Source organism: Bradyrhizobium iriomotense, assembly GCF_030160715.1.
Lineage (GTDB): Bacteria > Pseudomonadota > Alphaproteobacteria > Rhizobiales > Xanthobacteraceae > Bradyrhizobium > Bradyrhizobium iriomotense.
On sequence record NZ_BSOW01000023.1, the window covers coordinates 38,490 to 61,484 of the forward strand.

The following is a 22,995-nucleotide window of genomic DNA, read 5'->3' on the forward strand; positions in this document are numbered from 1 at the left end:
ACGACCAACTCCCATGCCAATCGTCAGACTCCTCATGGTCCTTTTCGCGCTCGCTTCGCCGGCGTTTGCGCAGGATGGCGCACGTGATGCCGCCGCTGCGCGCGAGGCCGCGCAGGCCTTCCGGGTCTATGTCGACGGAGTGACGAAAAAGGGCGAGCGGCCCGACCTGACCCGGCCGGAGGTCGCTGCAATGCTCGGACGCGTCTTCGATCTCGACGCCTTCAACGCGCTGCCGCCCGCGCAGGCGAGCGATATGAGCTGGCTGATGGAGTGGACGGACGCCGCGAACGCGACGCACAAGCTGTTCACCCTCTACGGCTTGAAGCCGGGGCCGCAGCCCGATTTTGCGGCGCTTCAGCGCAACATGACCGAGTATGGCGACCAGTACGCGATGGCGATGAGCTTCATGATCCGCGGCATGGCGCGCGAGGCCGTTGCGGGCCAATTGTTCTGGGCCGACCTCGCACAGGAGCAGCGCACCCGCATACGCGAGGAGGGGTTCGCGGGCTTCCGCCGCAACGCCGCGCAATTGATCCTGACCACGGCCTGCGCGGCGATCCAGGGCGCCAGCAAGCCCGCCAACGCCCGCCTGGTGGCGGCCGCCATCCGCGATACGCGCGAGGTCTGGGCGAGTTTTTTGCTGCCGCAGGATCGCTCGCGCGTGATCGAACAGCTCGCCGACCTTCCCAAATGGGCGCCGGATGAGATAGCGCGAGCCGATCTCGCCGCCTTCACCGCTGCGCTTCAGGCGGCGAACTGATCCGACGTCTTGCGGGACTGAGATGGCGGCGATGCTCGGTTCATTGACGCCGTGAGGAGAATCACACAGCCGCGAAGGCACCTCGCATGGCTGTATGCGGCTTAACAACCGGAATGCGCTCCGCCTCGCGCCGATGCCGGCCATCGTGATCAGCCGCGGTCACGACGGTTCACCGATGAGCTGGAGTCGTTGTGGCCGCGACACTCGTCCTGGGCGACAGAGCGCTCGTTAATCTATGCGACGACCTGCGCATTTGAACCGTGGGCGAAGTGAGTGTGACCTACCTCAAAGAGCTCGGTGAAGGGATCAAATATCTGCAACGGGATCGTTCATTGGATTTGAAGCACTCCCGTGAAGAACCATTTTCCCCTGCTGGATCCGCTGCGCTTCGGGACTGCCCTCGGCGTCGCCATTTTTCATCAGATGTTCTGGTCCTGGGCCTGGGTTTCGATTGGCGTTCCAGGTTTCGAGCGCTACGTCGCCGCCGATGTTCTGTACCCTTCCGCCGCGCCCTTCACATGGTTCGGCTGGGTAGGCGTTGAGATATTCTTTGTTATCTCCGGCTTCGTCATAGCGAATTCCGCGAGCAAGTCTTCCCCGACAGAGTTTCTTCTTGGCCGCGCTCTCAGGCTTTATCCGGCGGTCTGGGTTTGCGCCACCGCGACCCTCCTCGTTCTGGTTCTTTTTGGCAGTGGACCGGCATCCGAATTCATCCTGCCCTACATCCACGCCATGCTGCTCGTTCCCAAGGGAGTCATGGGTGAATGGCTCGACGGTGTCTATTGGACGCTGGCGGCCGAGATGGCGTTTTATGGGCTCGTGTTTTGCGCGATGCTCACGAAGAAAATCACCCTGCGGCACCTGGCTTTCGGCCTCACCATCTACAGCGCGGTGTTCAACGCTGTCGCGTTGCTGGTGCTGTCATGCACGACGCCATCCGACTTGCCCTATCTCGTCATTCTGATGTTTCGGGTGCCTTGCGCGGCATACTTGCTGACCCATGGTTGCTTTTTTGCGCTGGGCATCTGGCTTTTCATTTCTGCAAACAGAAAATTGACGGCGCTGGAACGGGTCGCCCTCGCGGTCGCGTGTCTTTCGGGTGTCGCAGAAATCTACTTTTTTGCCTCTTTCTTTTTGACCTGCATACCCTCCATCTCGGGTCAATCAGCCCTTGTGCCGATCATGGTTTGGGCGGCGGCGGTAGGCCTCATTGCCTATTGCGCGAACAGGAACAGGCGCTCTCCAGCCACCGCTTCGCCTGAAGCGCCGGCCTATTGGAGAACGCTCGGGCTGATCACCTATCCGCTCTATCTGACCCACAACGTCATTGGCACATGGATTATTCGTGTCCTGGTCGATGCCGGCCTGGATGCCACCTCGGCCGTGTGGCTCGAGCTGGGCATTCTCGTCCTGATCTGCTGGTTCATTTGCGCGAAGATCGAGCCGGCCATCAGAGGTGCGATGACGCGAACCATTTCATATTTCGGACAGCTTCCGGAAAGACTGCCGGCATCGAGGCGCCCGGCGTTTTCTCGGGGGCTTGGCCTTCGGCTGCACGTCCCGGCAAAGATGACCGCCACGGCGCGATAGCCGGTGCTCTGCTAGACTAGCTTCCTGAACTTGCTGCATCTGCTTTGGGTCAAAAGCGGACTTCGACTGACCCCCAGCAGATGGACGAGGTTCCGCGAGTTGAGGCAGGACGCATCGGATGAAGGTCACCAGAGACATGGTGGATAAAGACCTGCGCGGCCGATATGCCGTTGGGCGGATCATCGCGAGTTTTTTTCACACGAGATGGTTCTCTCTGCTCGTCTTCCGTTTCAGTGGGGCCGTCTTGCGGGGAAAAAACATCAGGGGACTTGTCTGCCGAGAGCGACATATTCCGAGCAGAAATGGTGGGGCGCCCATTCGTGTGAGAGTCTATCGGCCAACCGCTTCAGTTGGACCACTGCCGGTCATGCTGTATCTGCACGGCGGCGGTTACGTTTACGGGGTGCCCGAGCAGTTCGGCTCGATCATCAAGGACTTCATCGAGACAGAGCCCTGCATCATCGTCGCGCCGGACTATAGAAAGGCCGTTGCATCGCCGTACCCGGCCGCGTTCAACGACTGCTACGACACCCTGCTATGGATAAAGGACAATGCGGCCTCCATCGGCGGAAGAACTGACGGATTCATCGTCTCAGGCCATAGCGCGGGCGGCGGGCTTGCGGCGGCCGTCTCGCTCAAGGCGACCGATACCGACGATGCAAAAATAGCCTTTCAAATGCCGCTATATCCAATGATCGATGACCGTCAGAATAGCGCCTCTGCAGTTGGAAACGACGCACCGGTATGGGATGGGGAAGCCAACAGGCTGGCATGGTCCCGTTATCTCGATGGCGTGAAGAACGTCACGCCTTACGCAGCCGCGGCGCGCTGCACAGACTATACGAAATTGCCGCCGACGATCACTTATGTCGGCAGTCTAGAGCCATTTCGGGATGAAACGAAAATCTACGTTGAGAACCTTCGTCGGGCCAATGTTCCGGTTGAGTTCGAGGTATTCGATGGCGCATTTCATGCTTTTGACGTGATGGTGCCAGGCGCTCCAATCAGCAAGCGAGCAAATCGGTTTCTCATGGAAAATTTCCAAAAGTTTGCTCGGCGGTATTTTCCCTAGGACCATCAACTCGGTGGGCAGCCGCTGTATCATTGGCGTTTTTGTCAGACCGGCGCTTTCCTGCCGATCAGGCCGAAGACGATCATCACGAGGCTGATACCGCCAACCGCGCCGCAGACCTCTCCGACCGTCCGCATCAGGGCGACAGGATCATTGGACCACGGCGTCATGTCTCGCATGGACAGAAAGAACAGCACGGCAAGCGCCAGCAGCACCACACCCACGGCAATCAAACGCCAGTTTCGCTTTCGCATGACAGACCTTCCTCCGGGCCACGCCGGGACGGGCGTGGTCGTGCGATATGCAGAGGGATAGTGTCGTCGATCTCCGTTCGGGTTCGATCGGCAGACCAAATAAAGGTGGGTTGGCTGTCCACCTTCAGCGCGGCAAGGACGGCGTCCTGCGGGATGTCGCCTTCGCCGCTGACGTCGAGTTGGCAGGCAAGACGTGCTATCATTGAGCCCTCAACGCGCGGACTTTTCCAAAAACCGCGGCGCACACCGGGATGGGTGCTCAGATGATCACAATTCCAGAACTCGTAGCGCAGACGTTAGCTTCGTTTTTGACATCGGATACCCGACATCGCTTTGGTTCCTCGCATGCCCGCCTGGCTGAGGTTCTTCCCTTTGCGGCCAGGCTCGCATTGGAGTGCATTGGTAACAGCGACGCGCTGTATCACAACATAGAGCATTCAATGCTCGTCACGCTTGCCGGGCACGATATCCTGATGGGACGAATGCTGTTGCGGCCGACGACGGTTGTCGACTATGCGAATTTCACCTTGGCGTGCCTTACCCATGACATCGGATATGTTCGTGGAATCATTCAGGGAGATACTGGCGAGTCCTATGTTGCAGACTTGACCGGTCGCACGGTTCGTCTCCCGCGAGGATCGTCCGACGCCGCGCTTGCACCTTATCATGTGGATCGCTCAAAGTTGTTCGTCGTGGAACGGCTCGACGACATCGAAGACATCGACGCGGGCCGCATTGCCCGAGCCATAGAGTTTACGCGCTTTCCCTATAGCGAGTCGTCGAACGACGAGCTGATGGAAGAGGAAGGCATGTTGCTGCGCGCTGCCGATCTTATTGGTCAGCTTGGCGATCCCAACTATCTGAGAAAGTCGAATGCCCTGTTCTACGAGTTCGAGGAAATCGGTCTGAATGAAAAGCTCGGCTACAAAACGCCGGCCGACGTCGTTTACAAGTACCCGCAGTTCTATTGGAACAACGTCGCTCCACAAATCGAGACCGCGATACGCTATCTCAATATCACCTCGAGCGGGCGTCTATGGATAGCAAACCTTTATGGTAATGTTTTCCGGGCGGAGCGCGAACCGGGGCTGTCAGGTCCGCAACCCTGATCACGCCCAAACAACACCCTAAAGCGCGATGATGATTCATTTCGATCTCATCGCGCTTTATGTCTCAACCACAGTGATTACGAGTTCAGCGGCAAAAGTGCGGTTCGCAGTATCGAGCTTGAAATCCCCATGATTCCCGCGAAGGGATCATCCAGCTCCAAAACCAGAAAGATCGCGCCGGCAAACGACAGCGCGCATACAAACAGCGAAATCGTGACGATCAGATTCGCTCGCGCAAACAGGGTGGCGCTCACAAAGATCGCGCTCAGCCAGAATACCATGATCACCAGGAAAGGCGTCGGGATTGAACCGCCGGCCTGCGTAAACAACTGCAGTCGCATCTGCGCGCCTTCCGTGAAGGCCACAATAGCGCGGGACCGCAGGGAACGTTGCGTCTCGTCGTTCGGCGATAGCCGTTCGAGCTCGTCATAGAATGCCCACGCCTCCACGCTGGACTCGAAGGGCGCGGGTTTCCCGGTCGGGCGCGCTTGCTCGTGCCAAATGCGATCGGCCATCGGTGGTATGCTTTGCCGCAGGAGCTTTCGGAGAAAGATTGCTTCCGGTCCGTATTGTGTAACCAGATCGTCCAGGAGGATGATCGTTGCGGTCAGCTGCCTGACCTGGTTTGTCTTCTGGTCGAACGTCGTTTTTGCGGATGCGATCAACAGGCCCAGTACGAGTGCGGTCAGTGTGCCAATCAGGCCCGCGGTCAGCTTTACGACGTCCTTGGTGTCCGAGTGCAAGTGATGTTCCGACAGCAACGGTCGAACAGCCATCCCAGCCAACGCGCCGCTGAATATCAGCGCGAACACGAGCAACGAAATCAATAAATTCTTCATCTTTGCGAATGCTCGACGATGTTGGTGACCATGCTGATCATAGCGTCGATCGCGCCGGCCTGTCCAAAGAACCGTTCTCTGGATCAGTCAACCAGGGCGAGGTGTGCATGGGGCGCAGACGGCGGTCGAGGCGTGGCAGCGAAAATGACGCGAAGGACCAGAACGGGAAAATCTGGCGGGCCAACGAGGCAATACAATATCGTTTGATCGTTTGGCTGGAAAAGCAGAGCCGACCGGACTTCGCCGGCCGGCGCAATGCCATGTTCGCAAGGGGGTGGCGACGTTAATGCTTGCCGCTGCCGCCACCTTCCCGCAGCTTCGCCACACCTAAACAGGCTCCGGACTTCGATCAGTCAGATGACCTCAAAGGCAAAGAAGATCGCGATGACCGATATGGCAATCAGACCACCGAGAAAGATCGCATCTGCAATGCGCTCGAATGTCCTACTGATGGCGAGGTTGGCATTGGCGCAGCGAATGGACAGGTATGAAGTGAGCGCGCTGAGTAGAAACAGCAACGCCGCAAGACCCGCATATTCACTTACGTGGCCTTGACCCAGATGCGGTTTCGCGACCTTCACCAATCCGATCAGCGTAGTACAAACCCCGATCATCACGGCCGAGGCAGAAAGGATATGCCTCGATAGGTCGCGTTCGATTGCGCTCTCGGGATCTGATATCGTTGCTTTTGGCTCCTGATCCATCTCGGCTCCTGATTATCCGAGGGCCGATGCGCCATTCGGCGTTAGCCCTGGGAATGCGAACCCGGGGCCGCCATTGCCTGCGTTCAATTGCCTGTCGGCAGTGCGATGTGGACGCCTTCCTTCGCCTAGCGCCAGGTTGCCGGTTCGCAGGGAGGATTAATCCACGGACCTCCGGCAAGCTGGCCCACGTCTGGAGCCCGGACGCAGTGAACGACGCGGGAGGGAGGGACGACTGCGCTGTTCTTGTCATGCCACGCCGCCATGGCCGGATTAGCGAACATTCCTCATTTGGGCGTCTCCATATGATATCAGTGATTGAACGACTGACTAACCCTCGCTGCACATCATCAAATGTTGATCTATATCAACCTCGTTCCCGAATACGGCGGCTGATGACCGCTGTGGGGCATTCGCGTGGATTGGCGATGCTTGCGACCACGTCCGGTATTCGCCAACCAGCCGACGCTGAAGTAAGGATCAAGGTGCGATGCTCAGGGCCAACAGCCAACGTCTCCACCATTGGAATTTGTGATTATCGTGTCGGCGATTACAGTGCAGCGTTGGTTGGTTGGCGGGTAGTTCTCATGGGCACGTTCGAATGATCGAGCGGCACCCGCCGACGCGGTAATTCGAAACTCTGAAACGGACCGAAGCGAGCAAGCGGGAAATGCTGGTCACTGGGTCGAGCGCAACTCAGGTGGAGCATGAATCGAGATGCTCACGTTCAGGATCGCCATAACGACAGCCGTAATAGCCTTCACTACAGCTGCTACCGCACTTCTGGTATTTACCGAGCTCAAGACCTCTCATGCGGTCGCGAGGGCGGCGGCGTCTGCGGCCATGGACGCCGCGAGTGCGAACACCCTTAGCCGTCTCGAGGCTGAGCTCTCGGGGCTGAGTTCCGTCGTTGATGTGCTGTCATCGAACCGCTCTCTCGCCGACTCCGATGACAGGAGCGAGCAAGATGGTGCGATCGTCCTCTTCAAGGCTGCTCTGAACAGGCTGCCGCAGGCGGATAGCTTCTATGTCGGGTACGAAAACGGCAGCTGGCTTCAAGTTCGGCGCCTCGATGTCCTGGGCACGCCGGATCGCGAAAAGTTGGGGGCTCCCTCTGGAGCAGTCTACAATATCAATCTGGTCCGCCCGACCTCCGACAAAGCATTACCGATGCGGCGAATCTTCGAAGACGAAGAAGGCAACATGACCGGGCAGCTCGATCTGCCGGACTACGGCTATGACGTACGGAAACGGGTTTGGTACCGCGATACCATGCAGGCGGACCGGGATCTTATCTCGTCACCATACGCTTCTTTTAGCATTGGTACTCCGATGATCACCTTGAGTGCCCCCCTGCATGGGCGTGTTCGTGGTGTCATTGCCGCCGATCTCAAGCTTGATAAGTTCAGCGAGTGGGTCCACGCACAGCGTCCCGGTGAGCACGGAGCAGCCGTGATCTTCGACTCGTTTGGCGTACTCGTCGCCCATCCAGACTTCGCCCGGATGGTCGAGGAGGCGAGGGCGCATCCCTCGCATCCGCAGCTCCCCGAGATTTCGGAGATCCGGACCGGGCTGGTCGGCGCGGTTCTCCAGATGTGGCATGGCGACGAGCGGTTCGAAGGCGACATGCGGGGCGAGGATGGACGAGACTACCTCTTTCGCTTGCAGAAATTTTCTCAAGGAGGCGGATACAGCGGTTACTCCCTATTGATTGCGGCTGAAGATGATTTTGCGGAAAACGTGCGGAAGCTGCAGATCAGGGGGATGCTCATCGCCCTGATCGTCGGTGCCTGCTTCGTACCTGCGGCCTGGATTTTCGGCAGCCGGATGTCGACGTCGCTCAAGCAAATAACCGAGCAGGCAAGCCGGCTTCAGACGCTGGCGGTGCCGCGCGGCGCGCCGGTTGTATCCAATATTGCTGAGATCAACGAGCTCGGCAGGACGATGGCGGTTGCCCGGCGCAGCATCGCGTCGTTCGCGCGCTTCGTCCCGAAGGATATCGTTCGAGGGATCATTGATGGTTCGATTTCCACCGAGCTTGGCGGAATGAGGCGAGAGGTCACCATACTGTTTTCCGATGTCACGAATTTTACCGGCATTGCGGAAGCGGCCGACCCCGACGTTTTGATGCGTCAGACGTCGCGCCATTTCGCCGCGCTGACGGAAGCGTTTTTTGCTGAGGGCGGGACCGTGGACAAGTTTATCGGAGACTCGGTGATGGTGTTTTGGAACGCGCCCCATTTGCAACCCGATCATGTCGAGCGGGCCTGTCGAGCCGCCCTTTCGGCCAAGGCAGCGAGCGACGCGCTCAATGCTCAGTTTGAAGCCGAGGGGCTGCCACCGTTCGTCGTTCGCATTGGCATCCATTTCGGGGATGCGGTGGTGGGAAATGTGGGCTCGGCGGAGCGCATGAACTATACGGTACTGGGCAACAGCGTGAATCTTGCCGCTCGCCTCGAGGGGCTGAACAAGGGATACGGGACGACGATACTTGTCAGCGAGGCCGTGCGTAGCCGGGTCGAGCATCGCTTTCGATTCAAGCCCATCGCCTCGGTCACCGCCAAGGGTATGACGACGGAAACGCGCGTCTACGAGCTGGTCGAAGCGGCCTTTGCTCAAAGGCGTCCGTCGGCTTTCAGGACGAGCTGCTAAAGCGCGATGAGATTGGGCTTGGCTAGTTGCCGTGAAGAAGGTGCTCCCTCTCCCGCTTGCGGGAGAAGGTGTTTTCGCAATCGAGAGTCCCAATGTGGGAGAGCCGCCACCCGGCGCTTGGCCATTGCTCTATCTATTGCACCTAAGTCATTGAACAGGGCACGCGCCGGTGCTGGGAGGATCGGGTTGCCAGCATGGCGTGCCGGTCTCGGTCATTAGGCGCCTCAATATCTCTGCTTCCCGGTCGAGGACCTCACGGGGCTTCTGACCGCGCAGGACGATCAGCTGGAACGTCTCCAGGAACACCTTGTCGAACTCGGCTTCGTGCTGGCCGAGGCCGATCGGCGGCAGAGCAGGCACGGCGTCCTTTGCTGACTGCATCTCTGAGAGCGCACTGGCGCCCATTTTGAGGCCGGGATCAAGATCCGGTGGGAACTTCGCGTTCACCACTGGCAAAAAGCCGACGGCACGGGCCAAAGTGATCTGCGTTCTGGGTTGGGTGAGATAGTCGATCAGCTCGATCGCTTTGGCCGTGTCGGTGGCGCCCTTCACCACTGCCAAGCCGACCAGAACTGGCATGTAGCCGCGCCCCCTCGGTCCGGCGGGGGCGGGGAAGGCGACAAATTCGTTCGGTTTCTGGCGCAGCGCGTCGAGCACGCGGGCAATGTGGTCGAAAGCGATCCATACCTCGCCGGACAGTAAGGGCTGCCCCATGAAATTGTAGCTCGTCGAGTTTGCATTGACATTTTTCCATAACGACGTGAGCTGCGTCCACATCGCTTCGGCCGCTTCCGAGCGGAACGGAACCACGACCCCGCCGGTGTAGGACGGGTAAAGGAAACCCTCGAAGAAGCGATGCATCAGCCCCTGCGGACCTGCTGGAAAGCCGAGCAGGCGCTTGCCCGTCTTCTGTTGGAGCGTACTGGCCCATGTCGCGAGTTGCTCGTAGCTAAGTGCATCAATGTTCGCTCCATGCGGCAAATGGGGCAGCGCCTGCTTGTTGGCGATCATGATGTAGCCGGCTTGCATCCATGGGATATAGAGCTGGTGCGCGGTACCAAGCCTGCCGAGTCTCAGCAGCGGATCCGGGATGCCGCGGCCGGTCAGCTTCGCGGTGAGCTCATCGAGCGGGACCAATGCGTCGAGCGGCACGAGCGGTTGCAGCTCGCCGTGCAGCGCTGCGACGACGTCTATCGTGCGCAGGCCGGTTTGTTGCTCTGCCTCGACGCGCATCGCGAATCGCTGCGGCAGATCGGTGATGTAGTCGACCTGCCACGGAAAATGCTTGAGGACGGAGTTGCGCATCTTCTGCGCCTCCTCGATCGGCCGCAATTGGGTCGATAGAAAGGTGAGACGTTCAGGTTGGGCAGCATCCGCAATCGTGGCCAGCAATCCGGCACAAAGCGAGAGCCCAAACCACGCCAATACTCGCCGCACGTTCCCTCTCCCATGAAGGACAATTCCCGTCTTTGCTCTCGCTCGTTATCGGGTCTGTCATGTACGGGTATCGAAAGGATCAGATTGACGTGACGAAGTCTTGTTGCCTCGAGGCGGAACTTGCGCCGCGGCAGTGCCTTCCGTTCTATGGGCGCTCGTCGAACGCGGAAGGCTGGCTTCCGATCGATCTTGCACGACTGCCTCGAGTTGCAATTGCCAAAACCACAATGACCGCTCGCCTGTGTCGGCCTGGGTAGCGTCTACCAACAACGCACAATGGGAGGGTTTGGCCGAAGCACTGTCCCCGTGTTGATCTAGATCAATTTCATTCGCGCCAATAAAAGCTTCCTGCGGGACGTCTACCTTGCCGAACTGCCGCATCAGCCCTCAGGCACACCCGCCAGCCGCATGCCCTCAATGAGACGTTCGCGTCCGGCTCGGTACGTCGGATTGTCGCTGTTTGCATAGGTAACATCACGGTAGCGGCGTATCGTGAACCGTGGATCGAGCGCAAGCCCGTCATTCACCGCAGTGCGGGCTTCCTCCAGCTTTCCCACTCGCGCGAGCACGGCCGCGAGGTCGAAATGCGTAGCGGAATAGTTCCGGTTTGCGTCGAGGCTCCGGCGCATCCAGATGACTGCTTCGGCATCGTCACCAAGCTGCGCTTTGGCAAGCCCCACATACAACATGTATCGGTGTGCAAGGGTGTCACGAGGAGAAAGGCGCAATGCTTCGTTGACGTGAGCTTCAGTCTCTGCGCCTAGACCAAGAAGAACCTTGGCGAGCCCGATGAGAGCGTGAGCGCGGGCCAAATTGCGATCCAGCGTCAATGCCTGCTCGCATTCCGTAATGGCTCGAACAGCCCGTTTCGTGAACATCTGCACGAGACCCAGAGTCGCGTGGGCTTGGGCGTGGTTCGGTGCGAGCGACAACGCTTTGGTTAGGGTCGCCTCGGCCGAGGTGAAGCGCGCCGACCAATCGTCGGTCATGACGGCAGCCCCAAGCATGGCATCGGCCCGCGCCAATCCGACCATGGCCTCGACATTTTCGGAATCGAGCGCAATGGCCTTCTCGAAGAAAACGCGCGCTTGTGCCATGCAGTTGGGCGTCAGCCCCTTGTTGATCCAACTGCTACCTTGGAAAACCAAGTCCATTGCATCTGGATGCGGGGAACGCTCCGCTCGACGGGCCTCGGCGCTGATGAGTTCGGCATCGAGCTCATTGGCGAGCCTTGATACGATTTCGTCCTGCATGTCGAAGAGGTCGGCAACTGGCTTGTCAAAACGCTCGGCCCAGAGATGATTGCCGGTTTCGGCGTCAATCAACTGCACGTTCACACGGAGCCGTCTGTCGCCGCGTTGTACCGAGCCCTCCAGCACATAGCGGACATTGAGCTCACGTCCCAGCTTCTTTACGTCCACGGCTTTGCCCTTGAACGTGAACGCGGTGTTGCGCGCAATGACGAACGCGCCATTGATGCGCGACAGGTCCGTGGTCAGGCTCTCGGTAACGCCGTCGACGAAATACTCCTGCTCGGGATCGCCACCGATGTTTGCGAACGGCAGCACCACGATGGACAAGTGGGGAGCCGAATGTGCGAGCGGCGAGGTTGGGTGAGCATTTTCGCTCAGGCCAACCGCATAGGCTCGGATCGGACGGGCGATGTTCTTGAGCGTCTGCTCGCCAAGATCAGTGAAATCGACCGGGACCTTGCCGCGAACCTGGTCGTAAGCGGATGACGAGATGCAGATGCCGCCCGGGTCGGCGATCCCCTCGAGCCGAGCCGCGACGTTGACGCCATCGCCGAGAATGTCGTCGCCCTCGATCAGGATGTCCCCGAGATTGATCCCGATGCGAAAGAGCATGCGCCGCTCCTGCGGGATACCGTCGTTCCTTTGCACCATCACCGCTTGTACGGCCACGGCGCACGCGACCGCATCGACCACGGAGGGAAACTCAAGCAGCACGCCGTCGCCCGTGGTCTTCACCAGCCGACCGCCGTGTTCTGCCACGACGGCGTCGGTAACCTTGCGGTGTTCGCGGAGCGCGCGGGCGGTGCCCACCTCGTCGAGCCCCATCAGCCGCGAGTAGCCTGCCACGTCAACCGCGACTATGGCCGCCAACCTGCGTCCGACCCGCGCTTCGGCCATGCGGTGCGCTCCGGTCCAAGGCAATGACGAGCAAGTCTATGGGGCAATACCGGGGCGTGTCCATCACCGTCGCAATGACCGCCGCGGATCATCTTCGGCCGCGCCTACGGCCTTCACCTGCCATTCGATGTCCGCTCTGCCCCCAAGCGACCGCTGCCGGTCCCATAGGCCGCACGGCGTTCCTGGGTTGACCACAGCGGAGAACGGCTCGCGGCTGTTTCGATGGGTTTGGCAATGGCCCCGCCCATCACAGGCGCTGCGATGATGGCATTATGCCGATGATTTGCCCGACGTGTCAAACAATTTCGTAAAATCCGCAAAGTGTCGCAGCGGCCGCCGCCGGCTCCTTTGCATGGGGTTGTTTTCGATATTTTTGTTGTCCGGTCGCGGAAGCCGCAGGCCGGACCCCAATCTCACCGCGCTCCAGGCGGTGCGGGCCCTCGCCTCAGCTATCCACCTTCAGCGCGGCAATGAAAGCTTCCTGCGGGATGTCGACCTTGCCGAACTGCCGCATCTTCTTCTTGCCTTCCTTCTGCTTCTCCAGAAGCTTGCGCTTACGCGTGATGTCGCCGCCGTAGCACTTTGCGGTCACGTCCTTGCGCAGCGCGCGGACGGTTTCGCGGGCGATCACCTTGCCGCCGATCGCCGCCTGGATCGGGATCTGGAACATGTGCGGCGGGATCAGCTCCTTCATCTTCTCGACCATGGCGCGGCCGCGGCCTTCGGCGCGGGTCCGATGCACCAGCATCGAGAGCGCGTCGACCGGCTCGGCATTGACCAGAATCTGCATCTTGACGAGATCGGCCGGCTTGTAGTCGGTGAGATGATAGTCGAACGAGGCGTAGCCCTTGGAGACCGATTTCAGGCGGTCGTAGAAGTCGAACACGACCTCGTTGAGCGGCAAATCGTACTTCACCATGGCGCGCGAGCCGACGTAGGTGAGCTCCTTCTGCGAGCCGCGGCGGTCCTGGCACAGCTTCAGGACACTGCCGAGATATTCGTCGGGGGTGAGGATGGTGGCCTCGATCCAGGGCTCGTCGATCTCGGCGATCTTGACCACGTCGGGCATGTCGACGGGATTGTGGATCTCGATCTCGGCGCCGTCGGTCAGCTTCATCTTGTAGATGACGCTCGGCGCGGTCGCGATCAGATTGAGATCGAACTCGCGCGACAGCCGCTCCTGGATGATCTCCAGGTGCAACAGGCCGAGGAAGCCGCAGCGGAAGCCGAAGCCCAGAGCGGCCGAGGTCTCCATCTCGAAGGAGAAGCTGGCGTCGTTGAGGCGCAGCTTGCCCATCGCGGCGCGCAGCGTTTCGAAGTCGTCGGCGTCGACCGGGAACAGGCCGCAGAACACCACGGGGATTGCCGGCTTGAAGCCCGGCAGCATCTCGGAAACCGGCTTCTTGTCGTCGGTGATGGTGTCGCCGACGCGGGTGTCGGCGACTTCCTTGATCGCTGCGGTGATGAAGCCGATCTCGCCGGGGCCGAGCTCGTCGACCTGCTGCATCTTCGGCGTGAAGAAGCCGACGCGCTCGACGTCATAGGCCGCGCCCGTGCCCATCATGCGGACGCGGCTGCCCTTCTTCATGACGCCGTCGACGACGCGGATCAGCACGACGACGCCGAGATAGACGTCGTACCAGCTGTCGACCAGCAGCGCCTTCAAGGTCGCGTCGCGATCGCCCTTCGGCGGCGGCAGGCGGGTGACGATGGCCTCCAGCACATCGGGCACGCCGAGGCCGGTCTTGGCCGAGATCATCACCGCGTCCGAGGCATCGATGCCGATGACGTCCTCGATCTGCTGCTTGATCTTGTCCGGCTCGGCGGCCGGCAGGTCGACCTTGTTCAGGACCGGGACGATCTCGTGATTGTTGTCGAGCGCCTGATAGACGTTGGCGAGTGTCTGCGCCTCGACGCCCTGGCTGGCGTCGACCACCAGCAGGGAACCCTCGCAGGCCGCAAGCGACCGCGAGACCTCGTAGGCGAAGTCGACATGGCCCGGCGTGTCCATCAGATTGAAGATGTAATCCTTGCCGTCCTTGGCGCGGTACGAGAGCCGGACGGTCTGCGCCTTGATGGTGATGCCGCGCTCGCGCTCGATATCCATGGAATCGAGCACCTGCTCCTTGCCGGCCATTTCGCGCTCGGACAGGCCGCCCGTCATCTGGATCAGGCGGTCGGCCAGCGTCGATTTGCCATGGTCGATATGGGCGACGATGGAGAAATTGCGGATGTTGGAAATGGGGGCGGTCGTCATGGGGCGCGGGATACCACTCACATCCCCGTGCGGCAACCATATTACTTCACTGCCCCTGCCTGTAGGGAGGTCGGTGCGTCCGGTAGCGCGCCCTGCGCGGACGGGGCGGGGAAATTCTTTGCAATGGGGCGATTACATCGCGGCGGTATCCCGTCCCGGCCCTCCCTGGGCCCGACAGGGAGCACTGCATCGCTCCGCCCCATCGATTTCAGGGGCGGCCTCTGCTATTTTTGCCGCTTTCGATTATGGAAATGGGCCATGCATTGGAAAGCTCTTTCCGCTCTCGTGTTCGCCGCGTGTTTCGCTTTCCCAGCCGCTGCCGAAAAGCGCGTGGCTCTCGTCATCGGCAACTCCGCTTACCAGAGCGTGCCGCGGCTGGAAAATCCGAAGAACGATGCCCTGCTCGTGGCCGATACATTGCAGCGGCTCGGCTTCACGCTGGTCGGCGGCGGCGCCCAGGTCGAACTGGACAAGGCGGGCTTCGACAATGCCGTCCAGCGTTTCGGCAGCCAATTGATCGGCGCAGACGTTGCCTTGTTTTACTACGCCGGCCACGGTGTCCAGGTTCGCGGGACGAACTACCTCGTGCCAATCACGGCGAACCCGACCCGCGAGACGGATGTCGATTTCCAGATGGTCGATGTCGCGCTGGTGCTTCGCCAGATGGACGGAGCAGGAACCAAGCTGAACATCGTCATCCTCGATGCCTGCAGGAACAATCCGTTTGGCGGACGAGGACTCCGCGCTTCCGACGGCGGCCTTGCGCAAATCCGCGCACCGGAGGGAACGCTGCTCTCCTATGCGACACAACCTGGAAACGTCGCGCTCGACGGGGCCGACGGGCACAGCCCCTACACGCGGGCGCTGGTCGAAATGATGCAACGGCCCGGCCTCGATGTGCTTCAGACCTTCAATCAGGTGGGACTCGTCGTCAAGCGTGCCACCGGCAGTGCGCAGCAGCCCTGGGTCTCCACCTCGCCGATCGATGGCTCGTTCTACTTCTCCGGCGCGCCGGCGGGACAGGTCGCGACGGCCGATGCGCCGGCGACGGCCCTCCCGCCCACCTCAAGCCCTCCATCTTCCGCCCCTGTGGTGACGAGAGCTCAGTCGGACTTCCTTTTTCCGGATTCCGATAGCCGCCTGCTTGCGGATGGCGATCTGAGGACGCTGAGCAAGGACGAGCTGCGCCTTGCGCGCAACGAAATCTTTGCGCGGCGAGGGCGCTACTTCAACTCGCCCGATCTGGTGGCCAGGTTCAGCAAGTTCGCCTGGTACGTGCCCCAAACCTGGGATCCTCAGCTGAACGCCGTCGAGAAGGCGAATGTCGCTTTGATCGAGCGCTACGAATCCGGTGGCACAGCTCAAAGCGGCTTCATCTTTCCTGATTCGGATCGGCGCCTGCTCACGCCCGCTGATCTACGTGGGCTTTCCAGCGACGAGCTGCGCCTTGCGCGCAACGAGATCTTTGCGCGACGGGGTCGGTATTTCGAGTCCGCGGATCTGAAGGCCCGCTTCGAGCGCTTCTCATGGTATTCGCCCAACACATGGAATCCGAAGCTCAATTCGATCGAGGAGGCGAATGTCGCGCTGCTCGATCAGGCCGGAAAGCGCCGATGATCGCGTCGCGGGCAGCCCGCATCCTGGTCGTGCTCGCACTTGCACCCGCCCTCGCGAAGGCCCAAACGAGGACCGAGCTGCTCGATCGGCTGGTTCGCGCCTATCCCGAAGCTCTGTCCGGCCACGACGACAAGCGCATTCTTTGGCGTGACGGCACTGCCATGCCAGTGGACGACGGCGTCGATGACAAGTCCTTTGATCAGCGCTTGCGAGATGCCTCGATTATCGACCAGTTGCGTTTGTCCTATCCAGTCGGTGTTTCCGCGCCACCCGCATTGAACGCTGATCCCGGGAGGTTCCGGAACGAGGCGTTCTTCAAGAAGATGTATGGCGATTGCCGTAGTGGGGCGGTCCAACGCAATCTCGTCACCATCATCTGGCTGCCTCGATCATGGGGGAGGGCGATCCAGGTAACGCGGATCAATGGCGTCGCCGATCGGCTCAAGGAGGTGTCGGCGGAAATCGACAAGCTCGATCCAGCGCTCAGGGCCGCCGCCTTTCCCATTGCGGGCGTGCTGTCGTGCCGGCCCGTCGCCGACACCGGGAGGATGAGCATGCATGGCTATGCGGCCGCTATCGATCTGAACTTGCGGTATTCCGATTACTGGCTGTGGGCAGGGCGGGGAAAGTCCGTCTCCTACAAGAACAGGATGCCGCGGGAGATCGTCGACATCTTCGAGCGCCATGGCTTCATCTGGGGCGGCAAATGGTATCACTACGATACAATGCACTTTGAATATCGCCCGGAACTCCTGGCTCGATGATGACCGATGCTTTCCGTGTTCGCGGGGCGTGCCTGGCGGTCCTTCATTCACGCCAAGCTGATTTCACTAACGCGCAAAACGCGCTAGGCAACACCCCATGTCGACGACTTCGATCCTGCCCGCCGGAACGCGCGCGAAAAGCGCTTTGAGCCCCAGGCGGCTCGTGGCCCGGCTGGTTGCCAGCGCCACCGATCCCAAGACCCGCCTGTGGCTGGTGATCCAGCTCGCAGTCCTCCATGCGGTGATCTGGACCTTCATCCTGATCAATCTGAAGGCAGCGCAGGACGTTCATATGGACGTCGCGGAGGCCTATGCCTGGGGCCAGAGATTCCTGCTCGGCTATGGCAAGCACCCGCCGCTGTCGGGCTGGATCGCGGGTCTCTGGTTCAAGGTCTTTCCGCCTGTGGATTGGGCGACCTATTCGCTCGCGATGGTGACCGTCAGCGTCGGCATGGTGATCTGCTGGCGAATTGCGCTGCGCGTGGTCGATGCCCGGCGCGCGTTCCTCGTCCTGGTGATGGTCGCGCTCTACCCGATCTTCAATTTCAAGGGCTTCAAGTACAACCCGGATCTGTTGCAGCTCGTCACGTTGCCGCTTCTCGTGCTCGCCTATCTCAATGCGTTCGAGAAGCGGAGCTGGCAGTCCGGCGTCCTGCTCGGGCTCGCCGGTGCGCTCGCGCTGATGACGAAATACTGGGTGCTGACCATGATCGGCGCGATCGGCCTCGCCGCGCTGATCCATCCGGATCGCCTGAAATTCCTGGCTTCGCCGGCGCCATGGGTCGCGATCGCAACGCTCCTCGTCGCGATGATCCCGCATGGCATCTGGCTGGCTGAGGCGCATTTCGTGCCGCTGACCTATGCAGGCGACACCTACAGCCTCACCAATCGTGCCCAGATCAACGAGCTCGTAGCCGGCTACGCCCTGCACAATTTCGCGCTGCTCGCGCTCCCGGTGGCGCTGGCGGCGCTCGCAATGGCGCTGGTGCCGCCGTGGTGGAGATTGCTGCTGCGCGATCCTCTCGCGATCGTCACCCGCGCCTGGGGGCGCGGCGACAATCCGGGCGTGAACGTCTCGCAGGCGCTGAATATCTGGATCATCCAGATCATCGTCGCGGTCGGCCCGCCGCTCGGCGCGCTCGCTTTCGGCATCTACATGAAAACCGATTGGGGCATCTCGCTGTTCTTTCTGGTGCCGCTGGCATTGGTCTCGATCCCGGTGCTGCGCGTGCAGCGCGCGAGCCTGTTCAACATTGCCGCGATCTGGCTCGTGCTGTCGCTGGCAACGCTCGCCGCCTCGCCCTGGATCGCCGCGCGCGAGATGGCGGCGAACGCCGGCAACACCGCGACCTATGGTGCGCGTTCGGAGCTTGCGCGCGAATTGACGCAAGCCTGGCGCACGCGTTTCGGCTCACGCTGGCCGATCGTCGCGGGCACCATGGAAACGATTCAGCCGATGGCGTTCTACAGTCCCGATCATCCGAGCCCGTTCACGCCGCACGAAGCCTGGAGCTCCGGTCTGACCGCAGCGGAGGACGTCAAACGCCTCGGCTTCATCGGCGTGTTCGATCCGACCGACGGCCGCGCGGACGATTTCGACAAATGGGTGAAGGAAACCGCGCCCAACGCCGAGCGGATCATGATGACGACGCGCCGCTTCACCCATGGCAGGGCCGGCCCTGCGATGACGTGGAACGTCTACATCGCGCCGCCGGGAGGGTGATCCTTCGCCTCGCCCCGCAACCCGCCTTACGTCCCTTCCTCGTTGAACTTGCTTTCAACGAGCTCGGTGATCGCGGTGAGCGCGGCCTCGGCATCGTCGCCCTTGGCGGAGACCGTGATCGTCGTGCCGGGGCCTGCGGCCAGCATCATCAATCCCATGATCGAGGTGCCGCCGACGGTCTCGCCGCCGCGCGTCACCCAGATTTGCGCGTTGAAACGTTCCACCGCCTGCACGAACTTCGCGGACGCGCGCGCATGCAGGCCGCGCTTGTTGATGATCAAAAGCTCTTTGGAAATCGCTCCCTCGGGTACGCCCGTCGCGGCAGCGGGACCGGCCTCACTTCCGAGTGGCGCGCCGTCGTCGCTCATTTGCCGGCGAGCACGCGGCTGGCGATGGTGACGTATTTGCGGCCGGCTTCCTGGGCCATCGCGATCGCATCGGGCAGCGAACGCTCCTCGCGCACCTTGGCGAGCTTCACCAGCATCGGAAGATTGATGCCCGCGAGCACTTCGACTTTCGGTCGGCTCATGCAGGATATTGCAAGATTCGACGGCGTGCCGCCGAACATGTCGGTGAGGATCGCAACGCCGTCGCCGGAATCGACGCGATTAACCGCCTCGATAATGTCGCTTCGACAGAGATCGGAATCATCCTCGGCGCCGATCGTGATCGCTTCGATTTGCTTTTGTGGGCCCATGACATGCTCAAGCGCTGCCTTGAATTCGTCGGCAAGGCGCCCGTGGGTCACAAGTACTAGACCAATCATCGGAAAACTCCTCGCGGGCGCTTTTGGTGCACCGCACGAACGCGCCACTTTGACCATCCAGAGCCCCCGCGCAAGAGGGGATGTTGCGTATCTCCCTGAATCTAGACGGATGGATGAGGGGAGGTGCGCCGGTCTATTCGGTCGCGATAGTGGGCTTCATATGGTTACCATTTCCCTTCAAACAATCGCCCGAAAGGTTAACGGAAGATGAACTCTTGGTAGTGGTCAAGGCCGCGACAACCAGGGGGAGGGGCTGGTAACCGGCTCCGACCGGGATTCGCGGTAATTCGACGCCCAAAATGCTGGTTTTCAGGGCTTCCGGCGGCGGCAGACGCTCGGCGTCATCGGCGGCGAGATCGACCACGAGACCGACGGTTGCCTGTCCCGCGAAGTCGCAGCGGCGGATTCCGAGGCCCCGGATCTCGATCAGTCCGGCCAGGACCGGGGCAGGGCGGACCACAATTTCGTTGCCGAGTGTCGCCAGATGGACACGGTCATCGCCCACCAAAACGGCAGCTTCGATCACCCCGGCGCGGCCTGCCATGATCAAATCGAAGGCAAGGCGCGACTTGCCCGCGCCCGAGGGCCCCCGGATCAGGACAGCCATATTCCCTACTCTGACCGCGGAGGCGTGGACGCTGACGCAGTCCTCGCTCATAGCGCCGGCAGCCTCACAACGAAGCGCGCGCCGGCAACCGTCGGAGCGCCGTCGGCGTCCAAGGGACCAGCGCGATTCTCCGCCCAGATGCGTCCGCCATGGGCCTCGATGATCTGCTTGGAGATCGACAGGCCGAGACCGGAGTTCTGGCCGAAGCCCTGGTGCGGGCGATCGGTGTAGAAGCGCTCGAAGATGCGCTCCAGCGCGTCCTCGCGGATGCCGGGGCCGTCATCGTCGACCACGATCTCGATCTCGCCGCGCACGCGGCGGCAGGTCATGCGCACCTTGTTGCCGGGCTCGGAGAAGGACTGCGCATTCGACAACAGGTTGGAGATCACCTGCCCGAGCCGCGAATCGTGGCCGTTCACGGACAGGCTATCGGTCGGCCCGCGGCCCTCGAAGCGGGTCTCGACCGCGACGTCGTGGCCGAGCTTGGTCTCGTTGGCGACCGAGGTGAGTGTCGTCAGCAGGCGCCTGAGATCGACGGGGATCGCATCCTGCCGCTGCAATTCGGCATCGAGCCGGCTCGCATCCGAAATGTCCGAGATCAGCCGGTCGAGCCGCTTCACGTCGTGCTCGATCACTTCCAGCAGGCGCGCGCGGCTGGTGTCGTTGCGCGCCAGCGGCAAGGTCTCGACCGCCGAGCGCAGCGAGGTCAGCGGGTTCTTCAGCTCGTGGGCAACGTCGGCGGCGAACATCTCGATCGCCTCGATGCGGCGATACAGCGCATTGGTCATGTCGCGCAGCGCGCCGGAGAGATGGCCGATCTCGTCGCGGCGGCGGGTGAAGTCGGGGATCTCGACGCGGGACTTGATGCGGCGGCGGACGCGCTCGGCGCTGTCGGCGAGGCGCCGCACGGGACCTGCGATGGTGCTTGCGAGCAGCAGCGACAGCATGATCATGACGGCGGCCGCGACGCCGCCGACTTTCAGGATCGCGAGGCGCTCGGCGGTAACCATCTGGTCGATGTCGTCGCCCTGCGTGGACAGCATCAGCGCGCCATGGATGGCGCGCGATCGCAGCACGGGGACCGCGACCGAGACGATCACCTCGCCGCGCGAATTGACCCGCACCATCGACCGCTTCTGGCCCTTCAGCGCATCGCCGACCTCGTCATACCCGTTGCCGTTCTCGGGTCCCAGCTCGCGATACAGCGGCAGGTCGCCGCGGTTGAGCCAGGTGCGCACCGAGGTCATGCCGCGTTCGAGTATGCCGGGCTTCTCGGACGGCGGCGGCAGGTCGTAGCGCAGCACGTTCTCGAGGTTGCGGCTGTCGAGCAGCAGGATGCCGTTGGGATCGTAGATCCGCGCGCGCGTCTTGGTCGGCGAGATCAGCGTGCGCAGCACCGGCGCCACGCGCTCCGGATTGATCGGGAAATCCAGCGGCGAATAGTCGTCCGAACCGCCATAGCTGTCGCCGAGCTTGAGGTCGAGCAACCGGTCGGGGTCGATGGTGATGGCGTTGGTCTGCACCGTCGCGGAGGCCGCGATCGCGCCCGCAATGATCTCGCCCTGCACCAGCAGGCTCTGCGCGCGTGCGTCGATCAGGCCGGCGCGGAACTGCGACAGGTAAAGGATGCTTGCGACCAGCGCCACGAGGCCGGCGAGATTGAGCGAGACGATGCGGCGGGTGAGGCTCGAAAAGGACAGTGCGAAGAAGAACTGCCCGGCGCGCTTGAGCCAGTTCAGCGGCCGCCAGCCTTGCGCGACCTGCTTCTCCTCAGCCGAATGGTCCTGAACGCCCGCGGACGCGACATCCTCGGCGTTCAGGCTGGAATCAGGCTGCGTCCGGTCAAGCAATGCTTACGCCCGCGTTAGGACTGGTGCGATTGGTCCCCGCATCTTAGCCGGTGCCGACGGCCACGTCAGTCCGCAAAGTCCCCGAAAGAGGCGCGCTCGCCTCAGGCTTCCTTGAAGCGATAGCCGACGCCGTAAAGCGTCTCGATCATCTCGAAGTCGTTGTCGACGACCTTGAACTTCTTGCGCAGCCGCTTGATGTGGCTGTCGATGGTGCGATCGTCGACATAGACCTGGTCGTCATAGGCGGCGTCCATCAGCGCGTTGCGGCTCTTCACCACGCCGGGCCGGGTCGCCAGCGCCTGGAGGATCAGGAATTCGGTGACCGTCAGCGTCACCGGCTCGTTCTTCCAGGTGCAGGTGTGCCGTTCAGGATCCATGCGCAGAAGGCCGCGATCGAGCGCCTTGGCGTCGTTCTCCTTCGGTGCGGCGGTCGGGTCCTTCGGCGCCGAGCGGCGCAGCACCGCCTTGACGCGCTCGACCAGCAACCGCTGCGAGAACGGTTTGCGTATGAAATCGTCGGCACCCATCTTGAGGCCGAACAGCTCGTCGATCTCCTCGTCCTTGGAGGTGAGGAAGATCACCGGCAGATCGGATTTCTGGCGCAGCCGCCGCAGCGTCTCCATGCCGTCCATGCGCGGCATCTTGATGTCGAGAATGGCGAGATCGGGCTGCGTGGTGCGGAAGCCGTCCAGCGCTGAGGCGCCGTCGGTGTACGTCATGATGCGGTAGCCTTCGGCTTCCAGCGCGATCGAGACGGATGTGAGAATGTTGCGGTCGTCGTCGACCAAAGCGATTGTGGGCATGAGCCTCTGCTTTCCGTTGGGGTCGTGATCTAAAACGGCGAGCA

At 61.5% G+C, this 22,995-nt stretch carries 19 protein-coding genes; 8 read left to right on the forward strand and 11 right to left on the reverse strand.

The features are described from left to right. Positions 1-13 precede the first annotated feature (13 nt). The 3 genes from QQL28_RS28975 to QQL28_RS28985 all read left to right on the forward strand — a co-directional run bounded on the left by QQL28_RS28975 (position 14) and on the right by QQL28_RS28985 (position 3,422). Entirely contained in the window at positions 14-760 is a 747-nt protein-coding gene (locus QQL28_RS28975) for a hypothetical protein (protein WP_284270941.1), read from the forward strand. 351 nt (positions 761-1,111) lie between these two features. After that, positions 1,112-2,350, forward strand: a complete 1,239-nt coding sequence (locus tag QQL28_RS28980; protein ID WP_284270942.1) for an acyltransferase family protein — start codon at positions 1,112-1,114, stop codon at positions 2,348-2,350. A gap of 118 nt (positions 2,351-2,468) precedes the next feature. Beyond that, positions 2,469-3,422: an alpha/beta hydrolase gene (locus QQL28_RS28985; RefSeq protein WP_284270943.1), complete on the forward strand. Its 954-nt coding sequence runs from the start codon at positions 2,469-2,471 to the stop codon at positions 3,420-3,422. A 44-nt stretch (positions 3,423-3,466) separates the two neighbouring features. Here QQL28_RS28985 and QQL28_RS28990 read toward each other — a convergent pair whose 3' ends face one another. Beyond that, the gene (locus QQL28_RS28990) at positions 3,467-3,676 is read right to left on the reverse strand and encodes a hypothetical protein (protein WP_284270944.1); all 210 of its coding nucleotides are present in this window, start codon (positions 3,674-3,676) and stop codon (positions 3,467-3,469) included. A 263-nt stretch (positions 3,677-3,939) separates the two neighbouring features. On the opposite strand from QQL28_RS28990, the gene QQL28_RS28995 reads away from it, so the two are divergent. Further along, the gene (locus QQL28_RS28995; protein WP_284270945.1) at positions 3,940-4,785 is read left to right on the forward strand and encodes a metal-dependent phosphohydrolase; all 846 of its coding nucleotides are present in this window, start codon (positions 3,940-3,942) and stop codon (positions 4,783-4,785) included. Between the two features lie 77 nt (positions 4,786-4,862). Here QQL28_RS28995 and QQL28_RS29000 read toward each other — a convergent pair whose 3' ends face one another. Both QQL28_RS29000 and QQL28_RS29005 read right to left on the reverse strand, forming a co-directional pair. Continuing rightward, positions 4,863-5,624: a bestrophin-like domain gene (locus tag QQL28_RS29000; RefSeq protein ID WP_284270946.1), complete on the reverse strand. Its 762-nt coding sequence runs from the start codon at positions 5,622-5,624 to the stop codon at positions 4,863-4,865. Between the two features lie 353 nt (positions 5,625-5,977). Then, the gene (locus QQL28_RS29005) at positions 5,978-6,328 is read right to left on the reverse strand and encodes a hypothetical protein (protein ID WP_284270948.1); all 351 of its coding nucleotides are present in this window, start codon (positions 6,326-6,328) and stop codon (positions 5,978-5,980) included. A gap of 714 nt (positions 6,329-7,042) precedes the next feature. Here QQL28_RS29005 and QQL28_RS29010 point away from each other — a divergent pair. Next, positions 7,043-8,977, forward strand: coding sequence for an adenylate/guanylate cyclase domain-containing protein (locus QQL28_RS29010; protein WP_284270950.1), 1,935 nt, complete (start codon positions 7,043-7,045; stop codon positions 8,975-8,977). A gap of 147 nt (positions 8,978-9,124) precedes the next feature. Here the strand turns inward: QQL28_RS29010 and QQL28_RS29015 are convergent, their stop codons facing one another. The 3 genes from QQL28_RS29015 to lepA form a co-directional block, all read right to left on the reverse strand. Further along, complete coding sequence (locus QQL28_RS29015; protein WP_284270952.1) at positions 9,125-10,414, reverse strand: ABC transporter substrate-binding protein; 1,290 nt, start codon at positions 10,412-10,414, stop codon at positions 9,125-9,127. Positions 10,415-10,794: 380 nt separating this feature from the next. Next, positions 10,795-12,564 (reverse strand): adenylate/guanylate cyclase domain-containing protein, encoded by a 1,770-nt coding sequence (locus QQL28_RS29020; protein ID WP_284270954.1) that lies wholly within the window; start codon positions 12,562-12,564, stop codon positions 10,795-10,797. A gap of 445 nt (positions 12,565-13,009) precedes the next feature. Then, a complete protein-coding gene (lepA, locus tag QQL28_RS29025; protein WP_284270956.1) occupies positions 13,010-14,821 on the reverse strand; it encodes a translation elongation factor 4 in 1,812 nt (603 codons plus the stop codon). 258 nt (positions 14,822-15,079) lie between these two features. On the opposite strand from lepA, the gene QQL28_RS29030 reads away from it, so the two are divergent. From QQL28_RS29030 to QQL28_RS29040, 3 genes are all read left to right on the forward strand, one after another. Beyond that, the gene (locus QQL28_RS29030) at positions 15,080-16,438 is read left to right on the forward strand and encodes a caspase family protein (protein WP_284270960.1); all 1,359 of its coding nucleotides are present in this window, start codon (positions 15,080-15,082) and stop codon (positions 16,436-16,438) included. Beyond that, the gene (locus tag QQL28_RS29035) at positions 16,435-17,202 is read left to right on the forward strand and encodes a M15 family metallopeptidase (RefSeq protein WP_284270962.1); all 768 of its coding nucleotides are present in this window, start codon (positions 16,435-16,437) and stop codon (positions 17,200-17,202) included. Before QQL28_RS29030 ends, QQL28_RS29035 begins: the two co-directional genes overlap by 4 nt. Positions 17,203-17,299: 97 nt before the next feature. Beyond that, entirely contained in the window at positions 17,300-18,925 is a 1,626-nt protein-coding gene (locus QQL28_RS29040) for a glycosyltransferase family 39 protein (RefSeq protein ID WP_284270963.1), read from the forward strand. A gap of 26 nt (positions 18,926-18,951) precedes the next feature. Here QQL28_RS29040 and QQL28_RS29045 read toward each other — a convergent pair whose 3' ends face one another. The 5 genes from QQL28_RS29045 to QQL28_RS29065 all read right to left on the reverse strand — a co-directional run bounded on the left by QQL28_RS29045 (position 18,952) and on the right by QQL28_RS29065 (position 22,951). Beyond that, positions 18,952-19,293 carry an HPr family phosphocarrier protein gene (locus QQL28_RS29045; protein WP_284270965.1) on the reverse strand — a complete coding sequence of 114 codons (342 nt, stop codon included), beginning with the start codon at positions 19,291-19,293 and terminating at the stop codon, positions 18,952-18,954. Next, positions 19,290-19,691 carry a PTS sugar transporter subunit IIA gene (locus tag QQL28_RS29050; protein WP_024339151.1) on the reverse strand — a complete coding sequence of 134 codons (402 nt, stop codon included), beginning with the start codon at positions 19,689-19,691 and terminating at the stop codon, positions 19,290-19,292. The genes QQL28_RS29045 and QQL28_RS29050 overlap by 4 nt, the downstream gene beginning before the upstream one ends. 133 nt (positions 19,692-19,824) lie before the next feature. Beyond that, a complete protein-coding gene (locus QQL28_RS29055) occupies positions 19,825-20,349 on the reverse strand; it encodes an HPr kinase/phosphorylase (protein WP_284270971.1) in 525 nt (174 codons plus the stop codon). Then, positions 20,346-22,148, reverse strand: coding sequence for a sensor histidine kinase (locus QQL28_RS29060; protein ID WP_284270972.1), 1,803 nt, complete (start codon positions 22,146-22,148; stop codon positions 20,346-20,348). Before QQL28_RS29060 ends, QQL28_RS29055 begins: the two co-directional genes overlap by 4 nt. Before the next feature lie 101 nt (positions 22,149-22,249). Next, positions 22,250-22,951: a response regulator transcription factor gene (locus QQL28_RS29065; RefSeq protein ID WP_254100633.1), complete on the reverse strand. Its 702-nt coding sequence runs from the start codon at positions 22,949-22,951 to the stop codon at positions 22,250-22,252. Positions 22,952-22,995 lie beyond the last annotated feature (44 nt).

Coding starts and splice junctions, on each gene's coding strand:
- QQL28_RS28975 (WP_284270941.1), top strand. CDS start 14: ATGCCAATCGTCAGACTCCTCATGGTCCTTTTCGCGCTCGCTTCGCCG.
- QQL28_RS28985 (WP_284270943.1), top strand. CDS start 2,469: ATGAAGGTCACCAGAGACATGGTGGATAAAGACCTGCGCGGCCGATAT.
- QQL28_RS28990 (WP_284270944.1), bottom strand. CDS start 3,676: ATGCGAAAGCGAAACTGGCGTTTGATTGCCGTGGGTGTGGTGCTGCTG.
- QQL28_RS28995 (WP_284270945.1), top strand. CDS start 3,940: ATGATCACAATTCCAGAACTCGTAGCGCAGACGTTAGCTTCGTTTTTG.
- QQL28_RS29000 (WP_284270946.1), bottom strand. CDS start 5,624: ATGAAGAATTTATTGATTTCGTTGCTCGTGTTCGCGCTGATATTCAGC.
- QQL28_RS29005 (WP_284270948.1), bottom strand. CDS start 6,328: ATGGATCAGGAGCCAAAAGCAACGATATCAGATCCCGAGAGCGCAATC.
- QQL28_RS29010 (WP_284270950.1), top strand. CDS start 7,043: ATGCTCACGTTCAGGATCGCCATAACGACAGCCGTAATAGCCTTCACT.
- QQL28_RS29020 (WP_284270954.1), bottom strand. CDS start 12,564: ATGGCCGAAGCGCGGGTCGGACGCAGGTTGGCGGCCATAGTCGCGGTT.
- lepA (WP_284270956.1), bottom strand. CDS start 14,821: ATGACGACCGCCCCCATTTCCAACATCCGCAATTTCTCCATCGTCGCC.
- QQL28_RS29030 (WP_284270960.1), top strand. CDS start 15,080: ATGCATTGGAAAGCTCTTTCCGCTCTCGTGTTCGCCGCGTGTTTCGCT.
- QQL28_RS29035 (WP_284270962.1), top strand. CDS start 16,435: ATGATCGCGTCGCGGGCAGCCCGCATCCTGGTCGTGCTCGCACTTGCA.
- QQL28_RS29040 (WP_284270963.1), top strand. CDS start 17,300: ATGTCGACGACTTCGATCCTGCCCGCCGGAACGCGCGCGAAAAGCGCT.
- QQL28_RS29045 (WP_284270965.1), bottom strand. CDS start 19,293: ATGAGCGACGACGGCGCGCCACTCGGAAGTGAGGCCGGTCCCGCTGCC.
- QQL28_RS29050 (WP_024339151.1), bottom strand. CDS start 19,691: ATGATTGGTCTAGTACTTGTGACCCACGGGCGCCTTGCCGACGAATTC.
- QQL28_RS29055 (WP_284270971.1), bottom strand. CDS start 20,349: ATGAGCGAGGACTGCGTCAGCGTCCACGCCTCCGCGGTCAGAGTAGGG.
- QQL28_RS29065 (WP_254100633.1), bottom strand. CDS start 22,951: ATGCCCACAATCGCTTTGGTCGACGACGACCGCAACATTCTCACATCC.